Raw genomic sequence first — 21,079 nt, forward strand, 5'->3', positions numbered from 1 at the left:
CCGGGGGGTTCCGGCTGCGGGTGGGGTGAGGTGCTCGGTCGCTCCGATTCCCCGGTCGGCTACGTCCAGGCGGGGTCGCGGCCGGTCAGGCCGAGGATGCGGTCCAAGGCGGGGGCGTCGTCCGGCACGGCGACCTGTGGTCCGTACATGCCCATCTCCCGCCCCTGCTCCACGCTGGCGAGCACTCTGCCGTGCAGATGCGCCAGCAGGTCGGCGGGCAGTTCCAGCCGCTGCCCGGTCGCGACCGCCAGGTCCCAGGCGTGCAGGGCCAGCTCGCCGGTGATCATGTCGCCCAGGACGGGCGCGGGCAGCGTCTGCGGTGTGCCCATGTCCGTCTCGCCCTCCCAGGCGCTCGGCGGCGCCCAGGACGAGGTGATGTCGTCCAGCAGGGCGAGCAGGCGGCCGCGCCAGTCGTCGTCCGCCAGGTTCGCCTCGGACTCGCTGGCCGCCGGTTGCGGGACCGACTCCTTGCGGCCGCCGCCGGCGAGCGACGGCCCCCAGAACAGCAGATGGTTGACCAGAGCCCGCACGTCGTACTCCGTGCACGGCGTCTTGTTGGCGAGCTGGTCGTCGTTGATGGCGCCGGCGACGGCAGCCAGGGCCTCGGCAGCGTTGGACAGATGTGACATGGCAGAGACGCTAGGCGTCCCGTGCCGCGAGGGATTGAACAAAGGCGACATACACTTCGCCGCGTGGAGCGGGACGTTCGTGAACTGCGCGGTGCGTGGACGAGGTACCAGCGCCACACCTTCCACGACCCGTCCCCGGCGCTCGCGCCCTGGGTGGAGCGGTACTGGGAGGCCCGCTGGGACTACGCCGAGCCCTACCGGCAGAAGATCGTGCCCTACCCCAAGGTGCACCTGTCGTTCAGCAGCGACCGCGCGGACGTCAACGGCGTGTGCAGCGGCTATCAGATCAAGGTCCTGGAGGGCCGTGGCCACGTCTTCGGCGTCGCGTTCCGTCCGGGCTGCTTCCGCCCGCTCCTCGGCGCCTCCGTCTCGACGATCACCGACCGCGTCGTCCCGGCGGCCGAGGTGTTCGGCCCGGACCTGCCCACCACGCTCGACGTGCCGGCCGTGGAGGCGTTCCTGCTGCAACACCTGCCCGAGGACGACCCCCGGGCACGCCAGGCGGCGGCCGCGGTCGAGCTGATCGCCAAAGACAAGGCCGTGACCAGGGTCGAACACCTCGCCGGCGAGCTCAGGCTGAGCATGCGGGGGCTGCAACGGCTGTTCGCCGAGTACGTCGGCATCGGACCCAAATGGGTGATCCGCCGCTACCGCCTGCACGAGGTGACCGCGCGCATGGCCACCGGCGGAGCGATCGACTGGGCCGCCCTGGCGGCCGACCTCGGCTACGCCGACCAGGGCCACTTCATCCGCGACTTCAAAGCCATCTTCGGCGAACCACCCACCTGGTACGCCAAGCGCTATTAACCCGCCCCATCGGATTCGGGAGTGGGGCGCGTCCCGGCGAAGAAGCGCCCACCGTGCAGATCGGGCCACGCCGAACGCGCCCGCACCCGCAGCAAATTCGGGGGAGGGCGGCGACGCCAGGACGGGTTAGGAGGCGAGGGGCTTCATGTCGCCTGCGAAGACGATGACCTGGTCGATGAGGTTCCGGCGCAGGTGGACGACGTCGGTTCCGGCCAGGCGAGGGCCTCCTTCAGGGGTGGTGAAGGCCCACTGGTACCGGGCCCATTCGTCGGGCATGTCCACCGCTGAACAGCGCATCATCGTGCCGGTCCCCGCCGGGTGACGTCGCAGGTCCAGGACGAACCGCGCGACCGCACCGATTCCTTCGCTGCGTCCCAGCGGCCCCCAGAAGACCACGTCCGAGGTGAGGGCCTGGGAGAGCAGGGCGGCCACCGAGTCGTCGTCCGAGGCGTTGAACGCGGAGATGAACGTGTCGATCGCCGAGCGTGCGGTCTCTTCCTGCATGCCCCAGTAATACCAGCCGTGTCGCGTGCGCTCGTCCCGCAAGCCGCCTTCCGGGGGCTGTCCGGTGAGGGCTGTGAGCACCTGGTCCGGCTCAGCTAGATCGTTCGGGAGTTCCAGGTGTCGGGGAGTCGTCGAGGCTGAGGGCGAAGCCCTGCGGGTTGTCGACCATGACGTTGTGTCCGGCATCGGGAACGGTGACGACCTGCACGCCCGCGGCCTCCAGTTCCGTCCGGCCTTCGAGGGGTTGGGACAGGGATCCGACCAGGAACGTGCGCGGAATCGTCAGCTCCATGAGCAGCTTTCTGGCGGACGGGCTGGTCCCGGCGCGCAGGCCGTACGCGCTGCGGTGCAGGGCGACGGGGTCGGCCAGGCGCATGGTCGCGGCCCAGAACGGACCGACCCGCTCAAGGATCTGCGCCATCCCGCCCTCGGCGAACTCGGCCTCGGTGAAGCTGGTGATGCCGGTCGTGCCGGGTGCGGGCGGCGGCACCGGGTCCAGAGGCGCCTCGATCAACACCAGCCGCGACACGAGATCCGGTCGCCGGACGGCCAGCACGATCGCCACGGCGCCGCCCATGCTGTGCCCGATGACCTCTGCCGCACCGACGCCCGCGGCGTCCAGCGCCCTTGCCAGCGCGTCGGCGTGGTCCTCCAGCCCGTAGCCGAAACCGGTCGGCCGATCGCTGAGCCCGAACCCGAGCAGGTCCATCATCAACGTCCGCCGCCGAGCCACGGACGGCAGGGTCATCGCGTGCGTGAAGTACGCCGCCGCCTGTGCCCCGGCGCCGTGGACGCACACCCGCACCGGTTCGTCGCCCGCGATCTCGACCCACCGGATCTTCGCGCCGTCCGGCCCGGCAACCGCGTCCTTCATGTTCTCCCTCACTGTGCGGCTGGGCGCCCGCCGGATTCCGGGCGCGCCAGATCCTATCGAGGTCGCGGTCCGGAACGACGGCACCCAGCCGTCCGCGGGGTGGGCGCGGGCGGGCGCGGCGAGGACGGTGTTGCTGCTGGTAGTAAGTACTACCGGCCGGCCGGCCGCATCCGTGCTCGCTGATCGGGCACTGATCGGCGGCTGGCAGGGTGGCTGAGGACTCCCCCACGACATCGACGATCAGGTTGAGAATGTTCGCGTTGCATGCACTCTGGAGGGCGGATCATCGTCTCGCCCTTTGGGCTGAAGACGCACGTCCGCTCCCGGGGAAGCAGCCTCAGCTCGCACACCCGTTCGCCTGTTCCGCGGAGCAGGTCGGGCAGTTCCTGAGCGGAGCGGGTCTCTCCCTCGAATGGCTGGTGGACACCAGGGCCCGTGAGGGGACGATCGAGCTGGTGCTTCCCTCCCATGCCGGAGCGCCCTTCCGGTCTCCCGAACTCACCGGCCCCTACGGCAAGGATCTCCCAACGGCGCATCCGCGCGGCGCGGTTGCACGCTCCCAATGGCGCGTTCCGGCACTGCTCTTCGAGCCCTCGGACGCCGCCCAGCTCCTCGGCGAGTTGCACGCGCCGCGTCGCCCTTACCTTGCCACCGGCTCGGTGACGGACGACGAGCTCGACATCCCCTACGGAGCCTCGTTGCGCTGGCTCACCAACGTCCACGACCTGGCATGGAGGCTGGTCGGTCAAGGGCAGATCCTTCCCACGCTCGTCACCGCGGACGACGTAGGCCATTACGCCAGGTGGCGGCCGGCGCCCGATGCCGTCCGCAGGCAGGAGATCGCCGACCTGGCCGCCACGACCCCGCCGATCTGCCTGGCGGAGCCGACCGGCGGACGGCCCGGCCGCCACGCCGCCGAGCTGACCGCGGGCCTGCTGGAAGTGCTGGTGGACTGCGAGGCCCGGGCCATCCTCCAGGACCGTCCCGCGCTGCTGGGCGGAGGCCGACCGGCCGGCACGGCGGCGGAGCGCTGGCTCAAGGCGCTGGCTTCCAAGGACGGACGCATCGCCCCGCGCGACGCAACCGACTCGCCCGACGCGTCCGACGCAGCCGAGCCGTCCGACGCGGCGGAGATGCGGGCGCTTCAGGCCGGCCTGGCGGCCTGGCACATGTCCGACACTCCGGAGGACGAACGCCTGCGCCTGGGCTTCCGGCTGGCCGAGCCGCTTGGCGAGGGCCCCGATCACGATGACCGCTGGTCCCTGGAGCCGCTGGTGCAGGCGGCCGACGAGCCGTCCCTCCTGGTCACCGCCAGCGAGCTGTGGTCGAGGGGCCCGGCCCTCGCCGCGCTCCAGCGGAAGGTGGACGAGCCGCAGGAGCTTTTCCTCGCCCTCCTCGAACGCGCCTGCGAGATCCGTCCCGAGCTGAGGCGGCTGCTGCGGGCCCCGCGACCGGGCGCGGTCACCCTGAACCGCGCCGAGACCCTCACCTTCCTGAACGAGACCGCGCCGGTCCTGACCGCAGCGGGCTTCGAGGTGTACCTGCCCGCATGGTGGCAGCGGCCCGCGCGGGTCGGCCTGGCGCTGACGACCCGCTCGGCCCGGCCCGACGTCGTGCAGGGCCCGAGCCTGATCGACAAGAAGTCGATCGTGAACTTCGAGTGGCAGGTGGCGATCGGCGAACTCGCCTTGGACGAGCAGGAACTCGCCGACCTGGTGGCCGCCAAGAAGCCGCTGATCCGGTTGCGCGGCCGTTGGGTGCGGGTCGATCCGGCCCGGCTCGCCGCCGCAGCGGACTTCGTGGCACGTGAGGCAACGGGGACGATGCCTGCCAGACGCGTCGTCCGGACCGCGCTGGACCCCGAGGCCAGCGCAGGCGGCCTCCCGGTGACGCAAGTCCTCGCCGACGGACGCCTCGGCGACCTGCTGAACGGCGGGCAGGAACTGGACGAGGTCGTCCTGCCGGAGTGGTTCGGCACCACGCTCCGGCCCTACCAGGAGCGGGGCGTCGCCTGGCTGAGCCTGCTGTCCCAGCTCGGCCTGGGGGCCGTCCTCGCCGACGATATGGGGCTGGGCAAGGGGGTCCAGGTGCTGGGGCTGGTCGCAGCCGAACACCGGCAGCAGAACGGGCCGACCCTGGTGATCTGCCCGCTGTCACTGGTGGACAACTGGCGCCGCGAGATCGAGAGGTTCACGCCGGCGCTGCGGGTGTACGTGCACCATGGCGTCGACCGGCGCTCGGGGGACGCCCTGCGCCAGGCCGTCACCAGCTCCGACATCGTGATCACCACCTACGCGGTCGTCCGGCTGGACGTCGAGGCGCTGCGCCGGATCGACTGGCTGCGGATCGTCGCCGACGAGGCCCAGCACATCAAGAACCGCAACAGCGAGCAGGCCAGAGCCGTCCGGGCGCTGCCCGCCGAGCAGCGCATCGCGCTGACCGGAACGCCCGTGGAGAACCGCCTGTCGGAGCTGCATTCCATTCTCGACTTCGCCAATCCCGGCCTCTTCGGATCGAGCGCCCGTTTCAAGGAGCATTACTCCCTCCCGATCGAGCAGACCGGCAGCCAGCGCGCGGCGGCCGCCCTGCGTCGGCATACCCGGCCGTTGATCCTGCGGCGGCTCAAGACCGATCCCGCGATCATCCAGGACCTTCCCAACAAGAGGGAGACGACGCTGACCTGCGGTCTCACCGCCGAACAGGCGACCCTCTACCGCGGGGTGGTGGCCGACATGCTCGACGCCGCCCGGCGACGCGACGGCATCGAACGGCGCGGCATCGTGCTGGCGAGCCTGAGCAAGCTCAAGCAGATCTGCAACCATCCGGCGCAATTCCTGAAGGAGGGCACCGGCGCCGGGTTCGCCCGCAGATCGGGCAAGGTGGCCCGCCTCGAAGAATTCCTGGAGGCGACGCTCGCCAAGGGAGACAAGACGCTTTGCTTCACCCAGTTCGCCGAATTCGGGACCTTGCTTAAGGCGCATCTCACCGAGCGACTCGGTGAGGAGGTGCTTTTCCTGCACGGCGGACTCGCCCGGCGCGCGCGTGAGCAGATGGTCGCCCGCTTCCAGGACCCGGACGGCCCGCGGGTCTTCGTCCTGTCCCTCAAGGCCGGCGGCACCGGCCTCAACCTGACCGCCGCCAACCAGGTCGTCCATCTCGATCGGTGGTGGAACCCGGCGGTCGAGGAGCAGGCCACCGACCGGGCCTTCCGGATCGGCCAGCGCCGGGACGTCCAGGTCAGCAAGCTCGTCTGCGCGGGCACGGTGGAGGAGCGCATCGAGACGATGATCGAGACCAAACGCGCGCTCGCCGAAACGGCCGTCGGCACCGGGGAGGACTGGCTGGCGGACCTGAGCCTGGACGCACTGCACGAACTGGTGGCGCTGCCCGCCGACGCCGGACGCGAGCAGGTGACCGCATGACACCCGTCCCCTGGTCGCGACGCTTCCTCGACCGCCTCGATTCCTTCGGCATGACCGTCCGGACGAGTTCCGTGCCCGCTGCGGTGTCCGATCTGACCGTCACGCCGGGTTCGGTCAACGCCCGGGTGCGGGGTTCGCGCCGACGCCCCTATGACGTATGGATCGACCTTCCGGTATACAGCAGCGCCGAATGGACCCGCGTCGAGAACGCCATCGCGGCCGCCCCCGACCTGGCCCACCAGATCCTCGGCGGCGAGCTCGCCCCCGACGTCGACGGCCTGTTCGCCTCCCTCGGCCTCGCGCTGCTCCCCGCCCGGCCCGGCGACCTGACCCTGGACTGCCCCTGCCCGGGACGAAACCGGCTGTGCGTCCACGTCACCGCGGTCCTGCAGAGCCTCGCCGACACCCTCGATGACGACCCCTTCGTCCTGCTGACCTGGCGAGGACGCACCCGCACCCGGCTACAAGAGCGCCTACACCTCGCCGCCCCCGGCGCGACGCGGCCACCCCAGGAAGACCTCCCACCGGAGAACCTCCCGGACAGCTTCTGGCGCGAGGCCGCCCCACCCCGCACGCCCCCACCCCACACCCCACCCGCCGTCCCAGCCCTCTACCGACTCGACCGCCCCGCCATCACCGCTCACGGCCGCAACCTAATCAACCTCCTCGAACCCGCCTACGAAGCCTTCTACACCTGGTAACACCCCTGGCCAGACTCCGAATCAGGGCCTATTCGCCTGGCCCGCGCCCGTCACCGACCTCCGAACGCGAGCGAACCTGGCTGGTGACCGAGCGGTGCGCAGCGCCCTGATGAACCGCACGCCCTCGCACCTGGCCGAGGTCCTCGGCGCGCCGATCATCAAGGCGGGGCTGGGCAAGGACTGCGTGCCCGGTGACAGCCCCTACACCACCGGCGGCATGGGCCTGATCGGCACGCCCGCCTCCCATGAGGCGCTGGGCACCTGCGACGGGTTCCTGATCGTGGGCTCCTCCAACCGGACCGCGTCGCGCTCTCCCCCGCCCTTCAGCAACACCACGACGACCTCGCCCGCTACCGCTGACCAAGCACCTGCATGCAGCGATGGCCGTGGACGATGCCAGCGGGCGAGGTCCGGTTTCGGTGGGTTCAGGAGGTGGTGATGATGACGTAGTACAGGTAGACCGGGGAGGTGCCGTTGTTCTTGGCGCATGCGGTGTAGTCGCCGGGGCCCTGCCAGTTCGCCGAGCCGGTGCCGGTCGAGGTCTTCCAGTAGGTGTAGGGGCCGGGGCTGCTGTTGATGACCAGGCCGCTTTGGGCGATGAGCTTGAACTTCAGGCCCGGGGAGGTGCTCTGCTGCGAGGCCTCCAGGTAGGTGGTGGCGTGGGCGGCGGCGCAGGCTTCCTGGCCGGGGGCCAGCCAGGCGTTGGTGACGCTGCTGGCGTCGGCGTGGGCGGTACCCGCCAGGCCCAGCAGCGCCAGGGCGCTGCCGCCGGTCAGGGCGAGCCCGGCGGCGAGACGGCGGGCACGGCGGCCTTTGGTGGTGGGGGTGGTCTTGGTCATCGTGACTCTCCCTTTCCTGGAGCCGCGTCCTCCGAGTCGGCGGCCCTAGCTGGTTGATGTCACGGAAGGTAGAAGCGGCGGCTATCCGGTTCCGAGACCAGTTACCGGCCGATTCATAGCCAATCTGGGTTCAACCTGCCGGGTCGAGGGCGGCGCTGGTGATGGGAGAGCCGGGGAGCGGCGCTGCTGGGTGGGCGCGCAGTCCGTCCAGCATGAGCGCCAGGAAGCGTTGAGGGAGGAGGCCGGCCAGGCCGTCGGGCACGTCGCGCTGCTGGACCAGCAGGTTGATGAACAGTGCGAGGTCTCCGGTGCCGACGTCCGTGCGCAGCACACCCTCGGCCTGCGCGCCCTTCACCATCTGGTCGACCATCCCGAGCCAGGTGTCGCGGGCTTGCCGCAGTTCTTCATCGGCCTGCAGCAATCCGGGCAGCGGCGCGCACATTCCGGCGTGCAGGAAGCCGAACCGGACCTCGGCCCAGTCGTGCAAGAAGCGACTCAACGCGCTCCAGGCGTCCGGCTCCTCTTGGGACGCTGCGCGCGCCATGTCGCCCAGCTGGCGGTAGACATCCAGCGCCACCGCACTAACGAGCATGTCGCGTTCGGGAAAGCGGCGGTAGAGAGTGCCCTTGCCGACTCCGGCCTGGCGCGCGATCTCCTCCATCGGAACGTCGATGCCCTGGCGCACGAACAGGGCGCGCGCCGCGAGGACGATCTGGTCCCGCTTCCGCCGTGCGTCGGACCGCAGTTGCTCGTGCGCGTGCCGCATCCCGTCTCCTCTTCCTGCCCGTCCCAGCGGACTGGACGCTTTCCGTCCACATAGGTTGGCGTGACCGCGAACTAGGACGGTTACCGTCCAGTTATGCGGAGGAGGTGCGGGATGCCCGACGCGAGTGCGCACGCCGGACGGCACGGACGCTGGTGGGGGGCTCGGGGTGGTCGCCCTGGCCCAGTTGATGGTGGTTCTCGACACGACGGTCGTGACCATCGCGCTTCCCTCGGCCCAGCGATCGATCGGCCTCTCCGACGGCGGCCGGCAGTGGGTCGTGACCGCCTACACGCTGGCCTTCGGAGGGTTGCTGCTGCTCGGCGGACGGTTGGGAGACCTTCTCGGACGCAGGCGCACGCTGCTGGCGGGAGTGACCGGATTCGCCGTCGCCTCGATGCTGGGCGGCCTCGCGACCGGCCCCGCCATGCTCATCGGCGCCCGCGCCGCGCAGGGCGCGTTCGCCGCGCTGTTCGCCCCATCGGCGCTGGCCCTGCTCACGACCGTCTTCAACGACCCACGCGAGCGAGCCAGGGCCTTCGCCATGTTCAGCGTCACCCTGATGGCCGGCGGCGCCTGCGGGCAGATCCTGGGTGGCGCACTCACCGAGTACCTCGGCTGGCGCTGGTGCCTGTACGTGAACGTTCCCATCGCGGCCGCCGTGGTGGTCGGAGCCGTCACCGTGCTCCCCGCCACCCCGGGGCACGCCGGGGTCAGGCTGGACCTTCCCGGGGCGATCCTGGGCTGCGGTGGAATGACCGCACTGATCTACGCCCTCGGCGAGGCCGGTTCCTACGGATGGGCCTCCACCCCGATCATCGGGCTCCTGGTCACCGCCGTGGTCTTGCTAGCGGCCTTCGTGGTGGTGCAGGCGAAGGTGTCCGACCCGTTGCTGCCGCTGCGGGTGCTCGCCGACCGCAACCGGGTGGGCGCGTTCCTCGCCGTGGCCACCGCCACCTTCGGCATGCTCGGCATGTTCCTGTTCATGACCTTCCATCTGCAGACGGTCCTGCATTACTCCTCGCTGCGAACCGGGCTGGCGTTCCTGCCTTATGTGGCCGCGGCCATCACCGCGACCCAGGTCTCCCGCCGACTCCTGTCGCGGGTGCGGCCCCGGACCATCATCGCGCCGGGACTCGTCCTGGCGTCCGCCGGGCTGACCGTCCTCACTCGGCTGTCCCCGCACAGCCCGTACGCGGCGTCCGTCCTGCCCGCCCTCCTGCTGTGCGGGCTGGGGATGGGAAGCCTCTTCGCGCCCAGCATGAGCACCGCGACCAGCACCGGCGATCCCCGCGACGCCGGCATCGCCTCCGCCGTCGTGAACACCGCCCAGCAGATCGGCGGCTCGATCGGCACGGCGCTGTTGAACACCATCGCCGCCGGCGCCGCCTCGGTCTACCTCACCGCCCACCGGGACGCACCGTCGGCCCTCGCTCAAGCCACGGTCCACGGCAACGCCGTCGCCTGCGCTTGGGCGGCCGGGATCCTGCTGGCGATGGCGGTCCTTGTGGCCGTACTCATCACCACCCGCCCCGGCCAACCCACCTCGGACGAGCCCGCGCCACGTCCACGAGCCGTGGACGAGGACAACACCGCTGGGAAAGCAAGACGCGCGTAAGCCGAGGGGATGCTGTTGACGGGCACGTCCTCGGGCGGCTGCCTACCCACGGTTGCGGAAGCCGGAGGTGGCATTCAGCGGGCTGTGGTTCGTGCTTTCTGGGCGGTGCGGTGTCGGCGGACGGCGTCCCGGTTCGAGCAGGGGTGAGAGCAGTAGCGCTGCCGTCCGGGACGGCTGAAGTCGACGAAGGCGTTGTCGCATTCGGGCAGCGCGCAGAAGCCGAGCCGGTGCATGCCCGTGCTGGTGAGATGCTGCGCGGCGGCGACCGTGGTCGCGGCGGTGAGGATGGCGGCGAAGCCCGCGTCGTTGCGGCGGTAGTGGATGTGCCATCCGCTGCCGTCGTGGTCGGTGACGGTGGGCGGCGTCGCGTAGCGGGCGAGCATCTCGTTGAGCAGGACGACGCGGTCGGCTTCGGTGGCGGCGCCGACCAGGCGCGTCCAGTCTTCGAGGTAGCCGTGCACGGTCGTGAGGTCGTCCGGTCCGGGGACGCTCTCCAGCGGCATGCCCGTCCCGGTCCAGCGGTCCGCCAGTTCGGCGGGGGTGGCCGGCGGACGGTTGAGGAGATCGACGACGGCGAGCAGCAGCGTCCTGCCGTAAGGATTTACAGACACAAGCTCATTACATCACCGTTGAAGCGTGTCTATTGGATCTGTTGCGAACACCACGCCCTTGACCGACGCGGCCGACGCGGAGCCGAGACCCGGGGCGGCGCGCTGGCTGCCGTTGGCGGCGTGCTGCCTGGGGACGTTCCTGCTGCTGCTCTACACCTCGGTGGTCACGGTCGCGCTGCCGAGCATCGGCTCGGGCCTGCACGCGGGCTTCGGAGCCCAGCAATGGATCATCGACGTGTACACGCTGGCGCTGGCCGGGCTGCTGCTCGGCGCCGGCGCGCTCGGCGACGCGCTCGGCGGACGCCGCCTCTACCTGGCCGGGCTGGTCGCCTTCGGCGTGGCGACGCTGGCGTGCGGCCTCGCCCCGTCCCCGTCCTGGCTGGTCGCCGCCCGCGCCGTCCAGGGGACGGCCGGGGCCGCCATGTTCGCCTCCATCCTGCCGCTGATCGGATCGGCCTACACCGGCCGTGACAAGGCGACCGCGTTCGCGGTGTGGGGCGCGGTGGCGGGCGCGGCCTCCGCCGTGGGCACGGTGGGCGGCGGCGTCCTGGCCCAGTACGCGGGGTGGCGCTGGATCTTCCTCGGCGCTTTGCCGCTGTGCGCTCTCGCCTTGGTTCTGGCCGCGCGCTTCCTGCCTCCGGCGACGGGACGCCCGCGTCCGGGACAGGCCGTGAGGACGGTCGACTGGCCGGGGATCGCCACCATCACGGTCACCGTGTCCGCCTCGACCTACGCCGTCATCGCGGCCGGCGAAGCAGGCTGGGACGCGCCGGGGCCGCTGGTCGCCTGGCTTATCGCGGCCGTCGCGCTGGTCGGGTTCGTGCTGGTCGAGCGCGCCACCACCCGGCCGATCCTGCCGCCCGCCCTGTTCGCCACACCGGGATTCGTCGGCGTCCTGCTGGTGGCCTTCGGGTACTACTTCGCGGCCTTCGGCGCGCTGCCGAGCCTGTCGGCCTGGATCCAGGCGGACGTCGGGTTCGGCGCGCTCGCCACCTCGCTCGTCCTGGTGGCCCAGCTGCTGGTCTTCATCGCCGTGTCGGGGCTGATCAGCAACCGGCTGCAGCGGCTGCGTCCCCACTGGACGCTGGGAGCCGGCACGGTCGTCATCGGCATCGGCGCGCTGACCGGCATCGCGCTGCACGCGGGATCGAGCTGGGCGATGCTGCTTTCGTTCCTCGTCCTCAGCGGTGTCGGGGCGGGCATCGTGTCGCCCGTGCTGCCCGCCGTCGCGATGGCCTCCGTGCCCGTCCGGTACGCGGGGACGGCGGGCGCGGCGGCCAACGCCGCCCGGCAGTTCGGCCTCACGCTGGGGGTCGCCCTCTGCGGCACGTTCACCCATACCGTCCACGCCTCGGGCGTCCGGTCGGCGCTCATCCTATGTGGTGTGCTTGCCGCAGCGACGGGCGCCGTAGCGTCGTTGTTGCTGCGCTTGCGCATCGGCATCACCGCGCAGCCCGTCAAGCACTAGGGCACATGTCGAGGTTGGTGGAGCCAGTCACTATGGCCTGGTAGTGGACGGCGAGCTTGTCGAACGGCCGGGCGACGCCGGGGTGACGTTTGAGCGGCATGCCGCGGGGCTGGCCGATGGTGGGCACGGCGGCGCTGTTTGAACAGGGCCGGTCAGGTGTCACGCTCGGGGGAACCCCGCGCCCCGAGGAGGGGAAGATGCGTCTGCGTCGCCGCTCGGCCGCCGTCACGGCGGGCCTGACCTGCTTGGCCGGCCTCGTGCTCGCCTCCCCTGCGGCCCCTGCCCGCGCCCAGATCGACGTGTACTACCACCTGCCGTTCGGCACCTGGACGCCGTTGCTGCGCGGCCCCGGCGTCGGTGGCGGTGAATGCCTGTTCCGGGTGAAGTACGCCACCAGCAACAGCCGCGCGTACGCGGCGCTGCGCGTGTACGGCGGTAATTGCGGCCCGTCCGCGTCGGGCGGCGACGGCTACCGGGTGTTCGGCGTCGTCAATGCCCGCCGCGACGTCTACGCCGTCCCTATGGCCTTCTCGCGGCAGACCGACAGCTGCGGCACAGCGATCCAGGCCGTCTCGAACGCGCCGAGCACGGCCCTGCAATCGCATGGCGCGGTTGTCGACATGAACCCGGCCGGCGGGGGCCTGAGCATGTGGTTCACCGACTTCGACACCGGCTCCTACAGCGGCATCGTCGCCCGATACTGCTGACCTCGCCACCTAATCTCTCCGCACCCTGCGCAGCGCCGATGGACGAGCAGATTGGGCTGCGCGTTCCGCACATGGCTGTGACGCGGAGCCGGTGGCATCTCGTCGGACGAGGACGGGGCCGTGGTCGCCCCGTCCTCGCCGGTCAGGAACGTGCGTCAGCTGCAGCCACAGGTGCAGGCGCCACATCCGTGGGCATCGCCATTGGTGGTGACGGCCTGGTCCTCGATGAGTTCAAGGACGAATTCCGGGCTGCCGGTTTCCCCTTGGCTGTTTACCGCTTCCATCGCCTTCTCCTTCTTAGTAGCCCGCTGTCTGACGGGCCGGTGTCGCCGGTCCCGTGATGGGCCCGGCGTCCCGCAGTTGCACGCGGCTCGCGCGTGCCCTGTGCGGGAGTCGGTGAGGCCGTGCCGAGCGCGCGGCGGGCACGACAGCAGCACAGCGGACGGCATGCTCACGCTCACGTGAGCCGTACCAGTTCTGCGGCCAGCAGGCCGTCCAGAGCTGCGCGGATGGCGGCCTGGTCCTCGCCGTGGCCGATGCGTTCGATGATCTGGTCGGCGGTCTGCGTGCCGTCGCAGCAGGCCAGCAGCGAGGCCGTGGCCGCATTGATCCGGTAGGCCAGCACGCGGGCGTCCCTTGCCCGCCGATGCAGGGCGACGTGAGTACGCCGTTCCGGGAGCTGGTGAATCGGCGGACCGGCGGTGACGTCGTAGTCGAACACCACCACCCGCGCACCGGCCGCCAGGGTCAGCAATCGGTCGGCGCTGACGCGCCGCCGGTGTATCGCCGGGCGCAGACCCGCAGGAGTGCCGGTGCCGGTGCGTCCCAGCTTGGCGCGTTCGAGCTCGTAGCGGGCATAGGCGGCCAGGGGGCCGTGATCTTGTGCCACCAGCCAGGTCGTCAGGCGCTCTGACTCCCAGATGCCGTGCTCGTGCACCGGGCGCGGTGGACGCACCACAGTGGATGCGAACTCGTCCCACAGGTCAGGTTGGTGATCGCGCAGGTGCGCGGCGGTGACCGGGAGACGAGTGTTGACAGCGCGCCACAACTTGGCCTGCACATTGCGGCGGGTGACCTGGTAGCCGGCGGGTCTCGCGCCCACGAGCATGGCCAGCTCGGTGTCGGTCAGCGCGTACCGTTCGCGCAGGCCGGCGGGGTCTCGCTGCAGCAGAGCCAGCTCCGCGTCATTGGTCAGCATCGCGGCCAGCGCGTCCGGCAACGCCATCACGCGCCGCCGGCCAGTTCGGCGGGACGAGCCGTCAGTGCGGTGCGGGCCCGGTCGATTTCGGTCAGCAGCTCGGTGAAGTCGTCGGGGAAGTCGGTGTCGCGTTCGATCAGCGTCGCCTGGATCGGTGTCCGCGCGACCAGCTCGTCCAGCAGGTCCCACACCCGGGACGGCACCGCTTCACCATGGGTGTCGAGGGCCATGTCCTCGCCGTCGATCCCGCCGGCCAGGTGGACCTGGGTGACACGTTCAAGCGGGATGGTCTGCAGGAACTCGATGGCGTCGAAGCCGTGATTGCGCGCGTTGATGTCCAGGTTGGCCAGATCCAGCAGGAGGCCGCAGTCGCAGTGCTCCATCACCTCGGCGATGAACTGCGCCTCGGTCAGCGGCGTGGCCAGATCCACGTAGTAGGTGATGTTCTCCAGCAGGAACGGCCGTCCCACCGCCTGCTGGACCCGCTGCGCCTTGCCCGCCAGGCGGCGGGCGACCTCCCGGGTGCGGGGCAGCGGCGCCAGCAGCCCGAGCGCGACCCGGTCGGTCCGGGTGAAGCACAGGTGATCGCTGAACCACGGCGCGTCGATCTCCTCGACCAGCCCGGCCAGCGCCTCCACATAGGCCGCGTCCGGTTCCCGGTCGGAACCGATCGACAACTCCACCCCGTGCGGCACGATCGGGCACCGCCGCGCCAGCAGGCGCAGCCTCTCGCGTGCCTCGTCGGCGAACAGGTAGTGCTCGGTGATCACTTCCAGCCAGTCGATCCGGTCGGCGTGCCGGTCGATCTCCTCGGCCAACTCCGCCCTGTATCCCAGCCCAGACCCCAACATCGCGATCGCACCATCCCTCAAGCCTCACGATCTGGCGTTACATGACTCCAGAGAGTGACTGCCCGGATGAAGTCGTGATCACACGGCAGAGGCAGGCAGAACGCTCCCAACCTCCCGCCGCTGCCCGGCGCACCGGGATTTCGGCCGGTCCAAGCCGTCCACGGTGGCTGTCGCACCGCAGTGGCGGCATGAGCACCACCCGAGGCCCGACCCAGCGGCGCCCCGAGCGCGACGCGCTCACCCGTGCGCCCGCAGAGCAGCCTTGTGGTGCACCGCATCGCCCACCAGCGCCCATCGGGGCGAACCTTGCACCGCACCGACGCGGAGCGTCGGCTGTAACGCGGCGTTACATGTCGCCGCCGAAGGCGCCGAATCCGGGTGTGCGGGTCTGGCCGCTCTGCTCGGCATGGTCAAGGACTGCCGGTGGGTCGTTGTCGAAACGATCGGCCCAACGGAGAGGGTCCAGGAAGCCCAGCGGACGGATATACCGCAGCTCCAGGACGAAAATCGCGAGGACGGTCCCCGCCACCGCTGGGAGGGGGCGGCCTTGCCCCGCAGTGGCACCGATCGCCGCAGTGGTGAAAATGGCCGACGCCGTGGTGATGCCGTGGATCATGTGCGCCTTGCCGCGGTCCTGGCTGACGACCAGACCGCCGCCGATGAATCCGATACCGGTGATCACGCCGGCGAGTGCGTTCGGGGCACCGTGGTGGGCCAGCATCGCCGCCAACGCGGCGCCGATGCCGATCAGCGAGAACACGCGAATCCCCGCGCCCGCACCGCGAAGCTCACGTTCAAAACCCAGAGCGAATGCCAGCACGAGCCCCAGCAGCAGGTCCAGCAGGTCGGTCCACGAACTCAGCACCAGCCGCACTGTATACCCGGTCACCTGCGCGAAGTGCGAAGCGCGGCGACCGTGTCGCACACGCTCGACCTCACCGTCGTCCCTGCGAACTGACGATCGTCCCCAGCCCGCCGCTGTTGCGCGTCTACCGTCTGACCCGGCTCCTGCAGGCCCAGTTCGCGCCAGGGGCCGCGAACTGCACCATCGTGGCCGTCGCGTTCGGATGTCCGCCGAAAACGTCATGATCTACCTCGCCGATCCACGTCGGCGAGACCAGGCAGACGAGCATGTGAAACTCGGTCCCCGGCTTATTCGGTCGACCGCAGACACCCCGTCCCGTGATGATGAGCCTCTCGGAAGGGGACGGCATGGACAGGTCGGGCTGGTACGGGGTGCGGTGTTTCCTCGCCCCGGCGCTGGGGTCGTATGGTGACTGAGGTCTTCTCGCTGATCCGGGACTCGGAGCTCCCCGCCGACGATTACCTCACGCGGTTCTTCGACACCGGGCGGGAGCGTCAGAGGCGTTGAGGCACTGCTGCGAAGCGATGGAACGTCAGCTAGGTCATCAGTGCGCGATGCATCCCGATCCCCACGAATGCGCGGACGCGCTCGTGACATACAGCGAGCGGTTCGATGAGTACGGGTTGATCATCCACGATGGCGGGTCGGCGGTCTCGTCCATCTCGTTCTGCCCCTGGTGCGGGACCAAGCTGCCGCAGTCGTGGCGCGATGTGTGGTTCGACGAGATCGAGGCACTCGGGATCGACCCCTGGGAAGACCAGGTGCCCTCTGACTTCGAGACCGGGGCTTGGCGCGCCGGGCGTGCGCATCCTGGTCGCGACGGAGCCGTCACCTGAGCACTCAGCATCAACCGCCCACCCGCCCGCCTTCCCTGACCGAAGGTCGGATCTCGCATGATTCGGGGCCTTCCGGGCAGGGGCAGGCCCGTACGGCGAATCGAAGGAAGGAATCATGGGTTTCCTCGACAAGCTGAAGAACAAGGCGCAGCAGAGCAAGGGGCGTGGCGAGCAGGCCGCCGGACGGGCTGCCGACGACCCCTACCTGGAAGCCGAGGGACGCAAGGACCGTGTCGCCGGTGGGGCCAAGCAGGTGGGCGAGAAGGCCAAGGACGCCGCTCGCGAGGTCCGCAAGAGCACCGAAAAGTGACCTCACGCCAGTGGCCGGAACCTCTGACACGTTCCGGCCACTGGCCGTCGCGGGCTCGTCGGCGTCTGATCAGGGCGCGCGGGAGTGGACGTCGCGACCGGGCGGCCGACGTCGGCCCTCGTGCTCGGCATGGTGGTCTTGATCCTGGCTTGAGGCAGGCGCCGCCTGGGATTCCATCGGACCCGTCCGCTCACCGGGGTGAGCGGACGGGTGGTGCGGCAGGTCAGCAGCCGTTCTGGAAGGGCTTGCCGGCGAAGCGGTCGCGGAAGAAGTTCAGGACGTCGCCGGCGGCGCCGAACATGGTGGTGGCGTGCTCGGTCGGGTAGGCGATCTTGTAGGTGTTCTGGACGCCGGTCTGGCAGTAGGTCGCGTGCAGCCGGTCCATCGGCTCGTGCGGGAGGATCTCCTCGGCCCAGCCGCGGTAGAGGAAGAGCGGGAAGGCGACCTTGTACTTGGCCGAGGAGTTCGGGCCGCCGACGTCCACGCCGAGGTTGAGGCTGTCGGCGATCTGGCCCCAGGTGGTGCCGCCCGGTCCCTGGACGGCGTACAGCTGGTCGAGGGACAGCTTCTGGGTGGTGTAGTTCTCGACCCTGGCGCCCGCGAAGACCCCGAGGGTCCCGAGGAGGCAGTTGTTCTTGACGTCCTTCTCGACCTGCCGCCCGGCGTCGTTCATCAGCTGGTCGAAGGGCATCTCGGGGTACTGGGCCTTGAGGCCGATCAGGGTGTCGGCGAGGAACCCGGCGAAGACGCTGCCGTTGAGCTGCTTGGCGGCGGCCTTGAGGTCGGCCGGGATGCCGCCGGACGCGGCGCCGGCCACGTCGAGGTCGGGGGCGTAGGACGCGGCGAGCTGGGCGGCCCACCCGGCGGTGTTGCCGCCTTCGGAGTAGCCCGAGATGCCGACCTTGCCGCCGGCGGTGAGGGTGCTGCCGGGGATCCTCCGGGCGGCGCGGGCGATGTCGAGGGTGGCGGGGCCGTTGGCCTTGCCGTTGACGTAGTAGTGGGTCTGGCCGTCCAGGTAGCCGACGCCGTCGGTGGCGGCGAGCGCCCAGCCCTCGTTGAGGTAGCCGGACAGGTTCGGCGCCTCGAACTGGTCCTGGAAGCCGGTGGTCATCTGCTTGGACAGCGAGCAGGACGATCCGGACCCGTGCGTGAACGGCGCGTAGGCCAGCGTCGGCCGCGGCCCGCCCTGCGTCCAGGCGTCGGTGGGGATCGCGACCGTGCCGGACGCGGCGACCCTGTTGCCCTTGGCGTCGGTCGTGACGTACTGGACCTTCCACGCCTTGTAGGGCTTGAGGTTCGGCACGAACCACAGCGTGGTCTCGCGGCAGGCGAGGATGTCGCCGGGGTTTCCGGACACGCTCGCGGGCGGCGTGTAGATGTCGGCCTCACCGGCGGTGCAGCCCGCCGGGCCGGCGGCCGCGGGACCGGCGGACACGAGCGGGACGGTCAGGGCCGCCGCACCTAGACTCAGTGCGGCGAGCACGCTTCTGATCTTCACGGGCTCCTCCTCGGCCGTATCGGAGACGGGGGCGTCTCCGATATGGGGAACGCCAATGTTCCAGATGGCGCCCGGGGATCCCATAACGGCGAGGACGAAAAACCGGTGACGAACCCGAAACCAGCTAACAAGCGCCGCTACCGCGGCATGGACGGCGGCGAGCGGGAGTCCGCGCGCCGCGAGCGCCTGCTCGCCGCCGGACTGGAGCTGTTCGGCACCGCCGGGTACAACGCCAGCACCGTCGAGGACGTCTGCCGGCAGGCGGGCATGGCCAAGAAGTTCTTCTACGAGTCCTTCAGCGACCGGGAGGCCCTGCTGCTGGCCATCTACGACGCCGAGATCGACCGCGCGCAGCTGGCCGTCCTGCGCGCGCTCGGCGACGCCGCGCCCACCGCCGAGGAGCAGGCCGCGGCGGGTTTCTCGGCGTTCCTCCGGACCGTGGGCGCGGACCCGCGCGTGACCCGCATCGTGTTCTGCGAGATCATCCGCGCCGCGTCCCCCGCCACCGAGGAGCGCTACCAGCGCGCCAAGCGCGAGTTCGCGGACTTCATCGCCGACGTCCTCACCCGGCTGGAGGGCGTCCCGCCCACCAAGGTGCTCCGCATGGGCACCACGCAGATCATCGGCGCCATCAACGAGCTCATGACCGACCAGGTCCTGGGCCACCTCGACGCCACCCTCGACGAGATCATCGACCTCACCCTCACCCTGGCCGGCCTCACCTACCGCTGGTACATGCAGGAACTACCCCAGAACCCACCCACCTGAGCCAGACGCCTCACGTCCGTCGACCGGCGTCCAGAAACTCGAACGGCACCCTCGCCATCCGCCGTCCTGGAGTCCCAGCGACGCGGCGACGTCTTGCTGGCCGAGCAGGGGACTGTGGAAGTCCTGCTCGCACATCATGTCGCCATGGCGCTGGGCCGCGCGGCCGCCTCGGAAACGGCGACAACCCCGGCTTCCACGCCTTGTCGGCCATCCCCGGCGCGGTCACCAGTCGCGACCGTGAGGGGGGTTAGCATGCGCGGTCATGGGTGATCTTGAGGGGCGGGTGGAGCGGCTGCGGGGCGCGGCGGACGGCGGGGACGCCGGGGCGGCTCGTGAGCTGGGACGGCTGCTGTCGATGCTTCGGGCGGACGTCGACGAGCAGGTCGAGATAGATGAGCACACCTGGCCGGAGGAGCAGTGGTTGCGTGCCGCCGTCCAGGCCCGTCCGGACGATCGGGTGGCCGCCGTCCTGCTCGCCGGGCGGCTCGTCCAGCAGATCGCGCACTGGAGCAAGGACCCCGATTACGCGGAAGAGCACGGGGAGGACGAGGAGACCCTGGAACGCCGGGAGGCCGAGGCGCGGGCCCTGTACGAGCGCGTCCTCGCGGACGATCCCGACGATCCGACCGCTCGCGTAGGGCTCGCCACGCTGGTGGCGTGGGCGCACGACGGCGAGGACAACACCGGCGGCGACGTGCTGGACGCAGAGCCGCCCTACTGGTTCTACTCGGTCGAGCTGGGGATGGGGTCGGGCTCGTTCAACCACTCCGAGACCGTCATCACCACGGACCTGGACGAGGCCCGCTGGGCTCTCGCCCGGCTCCTGGCCCCGGTCCTGGCGGAGGTCGGCGGACCGCCCCTCGGCGTCGAGCTGCACCTCTTCGTCCACGGGAACGGAGAGGTGCAGGAGGTCGTCCGACTCGACGACCACCTCGACCGTGACGGACGCGTCGACTGGGACGCGGTGACAGTTCCGCCGCTGACCGGCGAACCGCTCCCTCCCGGTCATCCCGTCGGCGTCGACCACTACGGGTACTCCACCGACTGGGGCTAGGGAGCCCGGCTGAGCAGGGCGAGGGGCTCGCTATCAGGCGGTTTGGTCAGGCTGGGGTCGGGGCGTTCGCCGGGGAGGGGTCGGGGCGTAGTCCTTTGTCGATGAGGGTGATCAGGTCGTGGACGGCCGGGTCGGCGAGCTCGTCGGGGAGGCCGCGTAGCGGTCCGTCGATCAGCAGGACCGCCAGGCCGTGCACGCACGACCAGACCAGGAACTCGGCTCCGGGGCGGCGCTCGGGGGCCATCAGCGCGCAGTCGACCAGGCCGTCCAGGGCCTCGCCGAGCAGTTGGAACGGGGTCAGGCCGCTGGGCCCCGCCGAGAGGTCGTCCTGGGCGCGGGTCATGTCGTCGGGGACGTAGAAGGCCGTGCGGAACAGGCCGGGTTCGGTGCGGGCGAAGCGCAGGTAGCCGGTGCCGACGGCGCGGAAGCGGTCGCGGGCGGCCTGGACGGAGTCGTCGGTGGGGGCCAGGGCGGCGATGTCCTCCTCCATGGCGTGGGCCAGTTCGGCCATGGCCCGCAGGGAGATCGCCTGGACGAGGGCGTCCCGGCTGGGGAAGTGCCGGTAGGCGGCGTTGGGCGCGACCCCGGCACGCCGGGTGGTCTCGCGCAGGGCGATCGCCGCGGGGCCGCCGGTGCGGGCCAGTTCGGTCCCCGCCTCGATCAGGGCCTGGCGCAGGTTGCCATGGCGGTAGGTGTCGCGGGTGGGCTCGCCGGAGCGGACGGGCATGACCGAACCTCTCAAGTGGACAACGTCCA

At 70.6% G+C, this 21,079-nt stretch carries 23 protein-coding genes; 11 read left to right on the forward strand and 12 right to left on the reverse strand.

Annotation, left to right across the window (positions count from 1 at the left end):
- Positions 1 to 59 precede the first annotated feature (59 nt).
- Entirely contained in the window at positions 60 to 629 is a 570-nt protein-coding gene (locus FHU30_RS37105; protein ID WP_253882239.1) for a TIGR03086 family metal-binding protein, read from the reverse strand.
- 63 nt (positions 630 to 692) lie between these two features.
- Between FHU30_RS37105 and FHU30_RS47390 the strand changes: the two genes are divergently transcribed.
- Positions 693 to 1,436: a DUF6597 domain-containing transcriptional factor gene (locus FHU30_RS47390; protein ID WP_253882240.1), complete on the forward strand. Its 744-nt coding sequence runs from the start codon at positions 693 to 695 to the stop codon at positions 1,434 to 1,436.
- A gap of 126 nt (positions 1,437 to 1,562) precedes the next feature.
- Here the strand turns inward: FHU30_RS47390 and FHU30_RS37115 are convergent, their stop codons facing one another.
- Positions 1,563 to 1,940, reverse strand: coding sequence for a nuclear transport factor 2 family protein (locus FHU30_RS37115; protein WP_253882241.1), 378 nt, complete (start codon positions 1,938 to 1,940; stop codon positions 1,563 to 1,565).
- Positions 1,941 to 2,031: 91 nt separating this feature from the next.
- Entirely contained in the window at positions 2,032 to 2,814 is a 783-nt protein-coding gene (locus tag FHU30_RS37120) for an alpha/beta fold hydrolase (RefSeq protein ID WP_253882242.1), read from the reverse strand.
- Between the two features lie 455 nt (positions 2,815 to 3,269).
- Between FHU30_RS37120 and FHU30_RS37125 the strand changes: the two genes are divergently transcribed.
- From FHU30_RS37125 to FHU30_RS37135, 3 genes are all read left to right on the forward strand, one after another.
- Positions 3,270 to 6,236, forward strand: a complete 2,967-nt coding sequence (locus tag FHU30_RS37125; RefSeq protein WP_253882243.1) for a DEAD/DEAH box helicase — start codon at positions 3,270 to 3,272, stop codon at positions 6,234 to 6,236.
- Positions 6,233 to 6,937 carry an SWIM zinc finger family protein gene (locus tag FHU30_RS37130; RefSeq protein ID WP_253882244.1) on the forward strand — a complete coding sequence of 235 codons (705 nt, stop codon included), beginning with the start codon at positions 6,233 to 6,235 and terminating at the stop codon, positions 6,935 to 6,937. Before FHU30_RS37125 ends, FHU30_RS37130 begins: the two co-directional genes overlap by 4 nt.
- Positions 6,938 to 7,031: 94 nt before the next feature.
- Entirely contained in the window at positions 7,032 to 7,376 is a 345-nt protein-coding gene (locus FHU30_RS37135; protein WP_253882245.1) for a hypothetical protein, read from the forward strand.
- On the opposite strand, the gene FHU30_RS37140 is transcribed toward FHU30_RS37135, so the two are convergent.
- Together FHU30_RS37140 and FHU30_RS37145 are read right to left on the reverse strand one after the other, a co-directional pair.
- Positions 7,363 to 7,776 (reverse strand): hypothetical protein, encoded by a 414-nt coding sequence (locus FHU30_RS37140; RefSeq protein WP_253882246.1) that lies wholly within the window; start codon positions 7,774 to 7,776, stop codon positions 7,363 to 7,365. The genes FHU30_RS37135 and FHU30_RS37140 overlap by 14 nt on opposite strands.
- 130 nt (positions 7,777 to 7,906) lie before the next feature.
- Positions 7,907 to 8,542, reverse strand: coding sequence for a TetR/AcrR family transcriptional regulator (locus tag FHU30_RS37145; RefSeq protein WP_253882247.1), 636 nt, complete (start codon positions 8,540 to 8,542; stop codon positions 7,907 to 7,909).
- A 124-nt stretch (positions 8,543 to 8,666) separates the two neighbouring features.
- On the opposite strand from FHU30_RS37145, the gene FHU30_RS37150 reads away from it, so the two are divergent.
- Entirely contained in the window at positions 8,667 to 10,157 is a 1,491-nt protein-coding gene (locus tag FHU30_RS37150) for an MFS transporter (protein ID WP_253882248.1), read from the forward strand.
- A 74-nt stretch (positions 10,158 to 10,231) separates the two neighbouring features.
- On the opposite strand, the gene FHU30_RS37155 is transcribed toward FHU30_RS37150, so the two are convergent.
- Positions 10,232 to 10,768: a CGNR zinc finger domain-containing protein gene (locus FHU30_RS37155; RefSeq protein WP_253882249.1), complete on the reverse strand. Its 537-nt coding sequence runs from the start codon at positions 10,766 to 10,768 to the stop codon at positions 10,232 to 10,234.
- Positions 10,769 to 10,826: 58 nt separating this feature from the next.
- Between FHU30_RS37155 and FHU30_RS37160 the strand changes: the two genes are divergently transcribed.
- Together FHU30_RS37160 and FHU30_RS37165 are read left to right on the forward strand one after the other, a co-directional pair.
- Positions 10,827 to 12,236, forward strand: coding sequence for an MFS transporter (locus FHU30_RS37160; RefSeq protein ID WP_253882250.1), 1,410 nt, complete (start codon positions 10,827 to 10,829; stop codon positions 12,234 to 12,236).
- A gap of 197 nt (positions 12,237 to 12,433) precedes the next feature.
- Entirely contained in the window at positions 12,434 to 12,943 is a 510-nt protein-coding gene (locus FHU30_RS37165) for a hypothetical protein (protein WP_253882251.1), read from the forward strand.
- Positions 12,944 to 13,098: 155 nt separating this feature from the next.
- Here the strand turns inward: FHU30_RS37165 and FHU30_RS46575 are convergent, their stop codons facing one another.
- The 4 genes from FHU30_RS46575 to FHU30_RS37180 all read right to left on the reverse strand — a co-directional run bounded on the left by FHU30_RS46575 (position 13,099) and on the right by FHU30_RS37180 (position 15,857).
- Positions 13,099 to 13,227, reverse strand: a complete 129-nt coding sequence (locus FHU30_RS46575; RefSeq protein ID WP_301324214.1) for a hypothetical protein — start codon at positions 13,225 to 13,227, stop codon at positions 13,099 to 13,101.
- A gap of 173 nt (positions 13,228 to 13,400) precedes the next feature.
- On the reverse strand, positions 13,401 to 14,168 hold the full coding sequence (locus FHU30_RS37170) for a hypothetical protein (protein ID WP_253882252.1): 768 nt from the start codon (positions 14,166 to 14,168) through the stop codon (positions 13,401 to 13,403).
- The gene (locus FHU30_RS37175; protein ID WP_301324215.1) at positions 14,168 to 14,992 is read right to left on the reverse strand and encodes an MbnB/TglH/ChrH family RiPP precursor modification enzyme; all 825 of its coding nucleotides are present in this window, start codon (positions 14,990 to 14,992) and stop codon (positions 14,168 to 14,170) included. The genes FHU30_RS37170 and FHU30_RS37175 overlap by 1 nt, the downstream gene beginning before the upstream one ends.
- A gap of 346 nt (positions 14,993 to 15,338) precedes the next feature.
- Complete coding sequence (locus tag FHU30_RS37180) at positions 15,339 to 15,857, reverse strand: MgtC/SapB family protein (protein ID WP_253882254.1); 519 nt, start codon at positions 15,855 to 15,857, stop codon at positions 15,339 to 15,341.
- Between the two features lie 503 nt (positions 15,858 to 16,360).
- On the opposite strand from FHU30_RS37180, the gene FHU30_RS37185 reads away from it, so the two are divergent.
- Complete coding sequence (locus FHU30_RS37185) at positions 16,361 to 16,693, forward strand: DUF6980 family protein (RefSeq protein ID WP_372504028.1); 333 nt, start codon at positions 16,361 to 16,363, stop codon at positions 16,691 to 16,693.
- A 115-nt stretch (positions 16,694 to 16,808) separates the two neighbouring features.
- Positions 16,809 to 17,003 carry a CsbD family protein gene (locus FHU30_RS37190; RefSeq protein ID WP_253882256.1) on the forward strand — a complete coding sequence of 65 codons (195 nt, stop codon included), beginning with the start codon at positions 16,809 to 16,811 and terminating at the stop codon, positions 17,001 to 17,003.
- A 223-nt stretch (positions 17,004 to 17,226) separates the two neighbouring features.
- Here FHU30_RS37190 and FHU30_RS37195 read toward each other — a convergent pair whose 3' ends face one another.
- Entirely contained in the window at positions 17,227 to 18,501 is a 1,275-nt protein-coding gene (locus tag FHU30_RS37195) for a lipase family protein (protein WP_253882257.1), read from the reverse strand.
- Positions 18,502 to 18,606: 105 nt separating this feature from the next.
- Between FHU30_RS37195 and FHU30_RS37200 the strand changes: the two genes are divergently transcribed.
- Together FHU30_RS37200 and FHU30_RS37205 are read left to right on the forward strand one after the other, a co-directional pair.
- A complete protein-coding gene (locus FHU30_RS37200; RefSeq protein WP_253882258.1) occupies positions 18,607 to 19,269 on the forward strand; it encodes a TetR/AcrR family transcriptional regulator in 663 nt (220 codons plus the stop codon).
- 262 nt (positions 19,270 to 19,531) lie between these two features.
- Complete coding sequence (locus FHU30_RS37205) at positions 19,532 to 20,323, forward strand: hypothetical protein (RefSeq protein WP_253882259.1); 792 nt, start codon at positions 19,532 to 19,534, stop codon at positions 20,321 to 20,323.
- Between the two features lie 46 nt (positions 20,324 to 20,369).
- On the opposite strand, the gene FHU30_RS37210 is transcribed toward FHU30_RS37205, so the two are convergent.
- Complete coding sequence (locus FHU30_RS37210) at positions 20,370 to 21,050, reverse strand: TetR/AcrR family transcriptional regulator (RefSeq protein ID WP_253882260.1); 681 nt, start codon at positions 21,048 to 21,050, stop codon at positions 20,370 to 20,372.
- Positions 21,051 to 21,079: the final 29 nt, after the last annotated feature.

Source organism: Actinomadura rupiterrae (assembly GCF_024172125.1).
Taxonomy (GTDB): domain Bacteria; phylum Actinomycetota; class Actinomycetes; order Streptosporangiales; family Streptosporangiaceae; genus Spirillospora; species Spirillospora rupiterrae.

Bases quoted from the DNA above. Each gene is read 5' to 3' on its own strand.
- FHU30_RS37140 (WP_253882246.1), bottom strand. From the start codon at position 7,776: ATGACCAAGACCACCCCCACCACCAAAGGCCGCCGTGCCCGCCGTCTC.
- FHU30_RS37145 (WP_253882247.1), bottom strand. From the start codon at position 8,542: ATGCGGCACGCGCACGAGCAACTGCGGTCCGACGCACGGCGGAAGCGG.
- FHU30_RS37190 (WP_253882256.1), top strand. From the start codon at position 16,809: ATGGGTTTCCTCGACAAGCTGAAGAACAAGGCGCAGCAGAGCAAGGGG.
- FHU30_RS37120 (WP_253882242.1), bottom strand. From the start codon at position 2,814: ATGAAGGACGCGGTTGCCGGGCCGGACGGCGCGAAGATCCGGTGGGTC.
- FHU30_RS46575 (WP_301324214.1), bottom strand. From the start codon at position 13,227: ATGGAAGCGGTAAACAGCCAAGGGGAAACCGGCAGCCCGGAATTCGTC.
- FHU30_RS37210 (WP_253882260.1), bottom strand. From the start codon at position 21,050: ATGCCCGTCCGCTCCGGCGAGCCCACCCGCGACACCTACCGCCATGGC.
- FHU30_RS37205 (WP_253882259.1), top strand. From the start codon at position 19,532: ATGGGTGATCTTGAGGGGCGGGTGGAGCGGCTGCGGGGCGCGGCGGAC.
- FHU30_RS37105 (WP_253882239.1), bottom strand. From the start codon at position 629: ATGTCACATCTGTCCAACGCTGCCGAGGCCCTGGCTGCCGTCGCCGGC.
- FHU30_RS37175 (WP_301324215.1), bottom strand. From the start codon at position 14,992: ATGTTGGGGTCTGGGCTGGGATACAGGGCGGAGTTGGCCGAGGAGATC.
- FHU30_RS37130 (WP_253882244.1), top strand. From the start codon at position 6,233: ATGACACCCGTCCCCTGGTCGCGACGCTTCCTCGACCGCCTCGATTCC.
- FHU30_RS37165 (WP_253882251.1), top strand. From the start codon at position 12,434: ATGCGTCTGCGTCGCCGCTCGGCCGCCGTCACGGCGGGCCTGACCTGC.
- FHU30_RS37115 (WP_253882241.1), bottom strand. From the start codon at position 1,940: ATGCAGGAAGAGACCGCACGCTCGGCGATCGACACGTTCATCTCCGCG.
- FHU30_RS37170 (WP_253882252.1), bottom strand. From the start codon at position 14,168: ATGGCGTTGCCGGACGCGCTGGCCGCGATGCTGACCAATGACGCGGAG.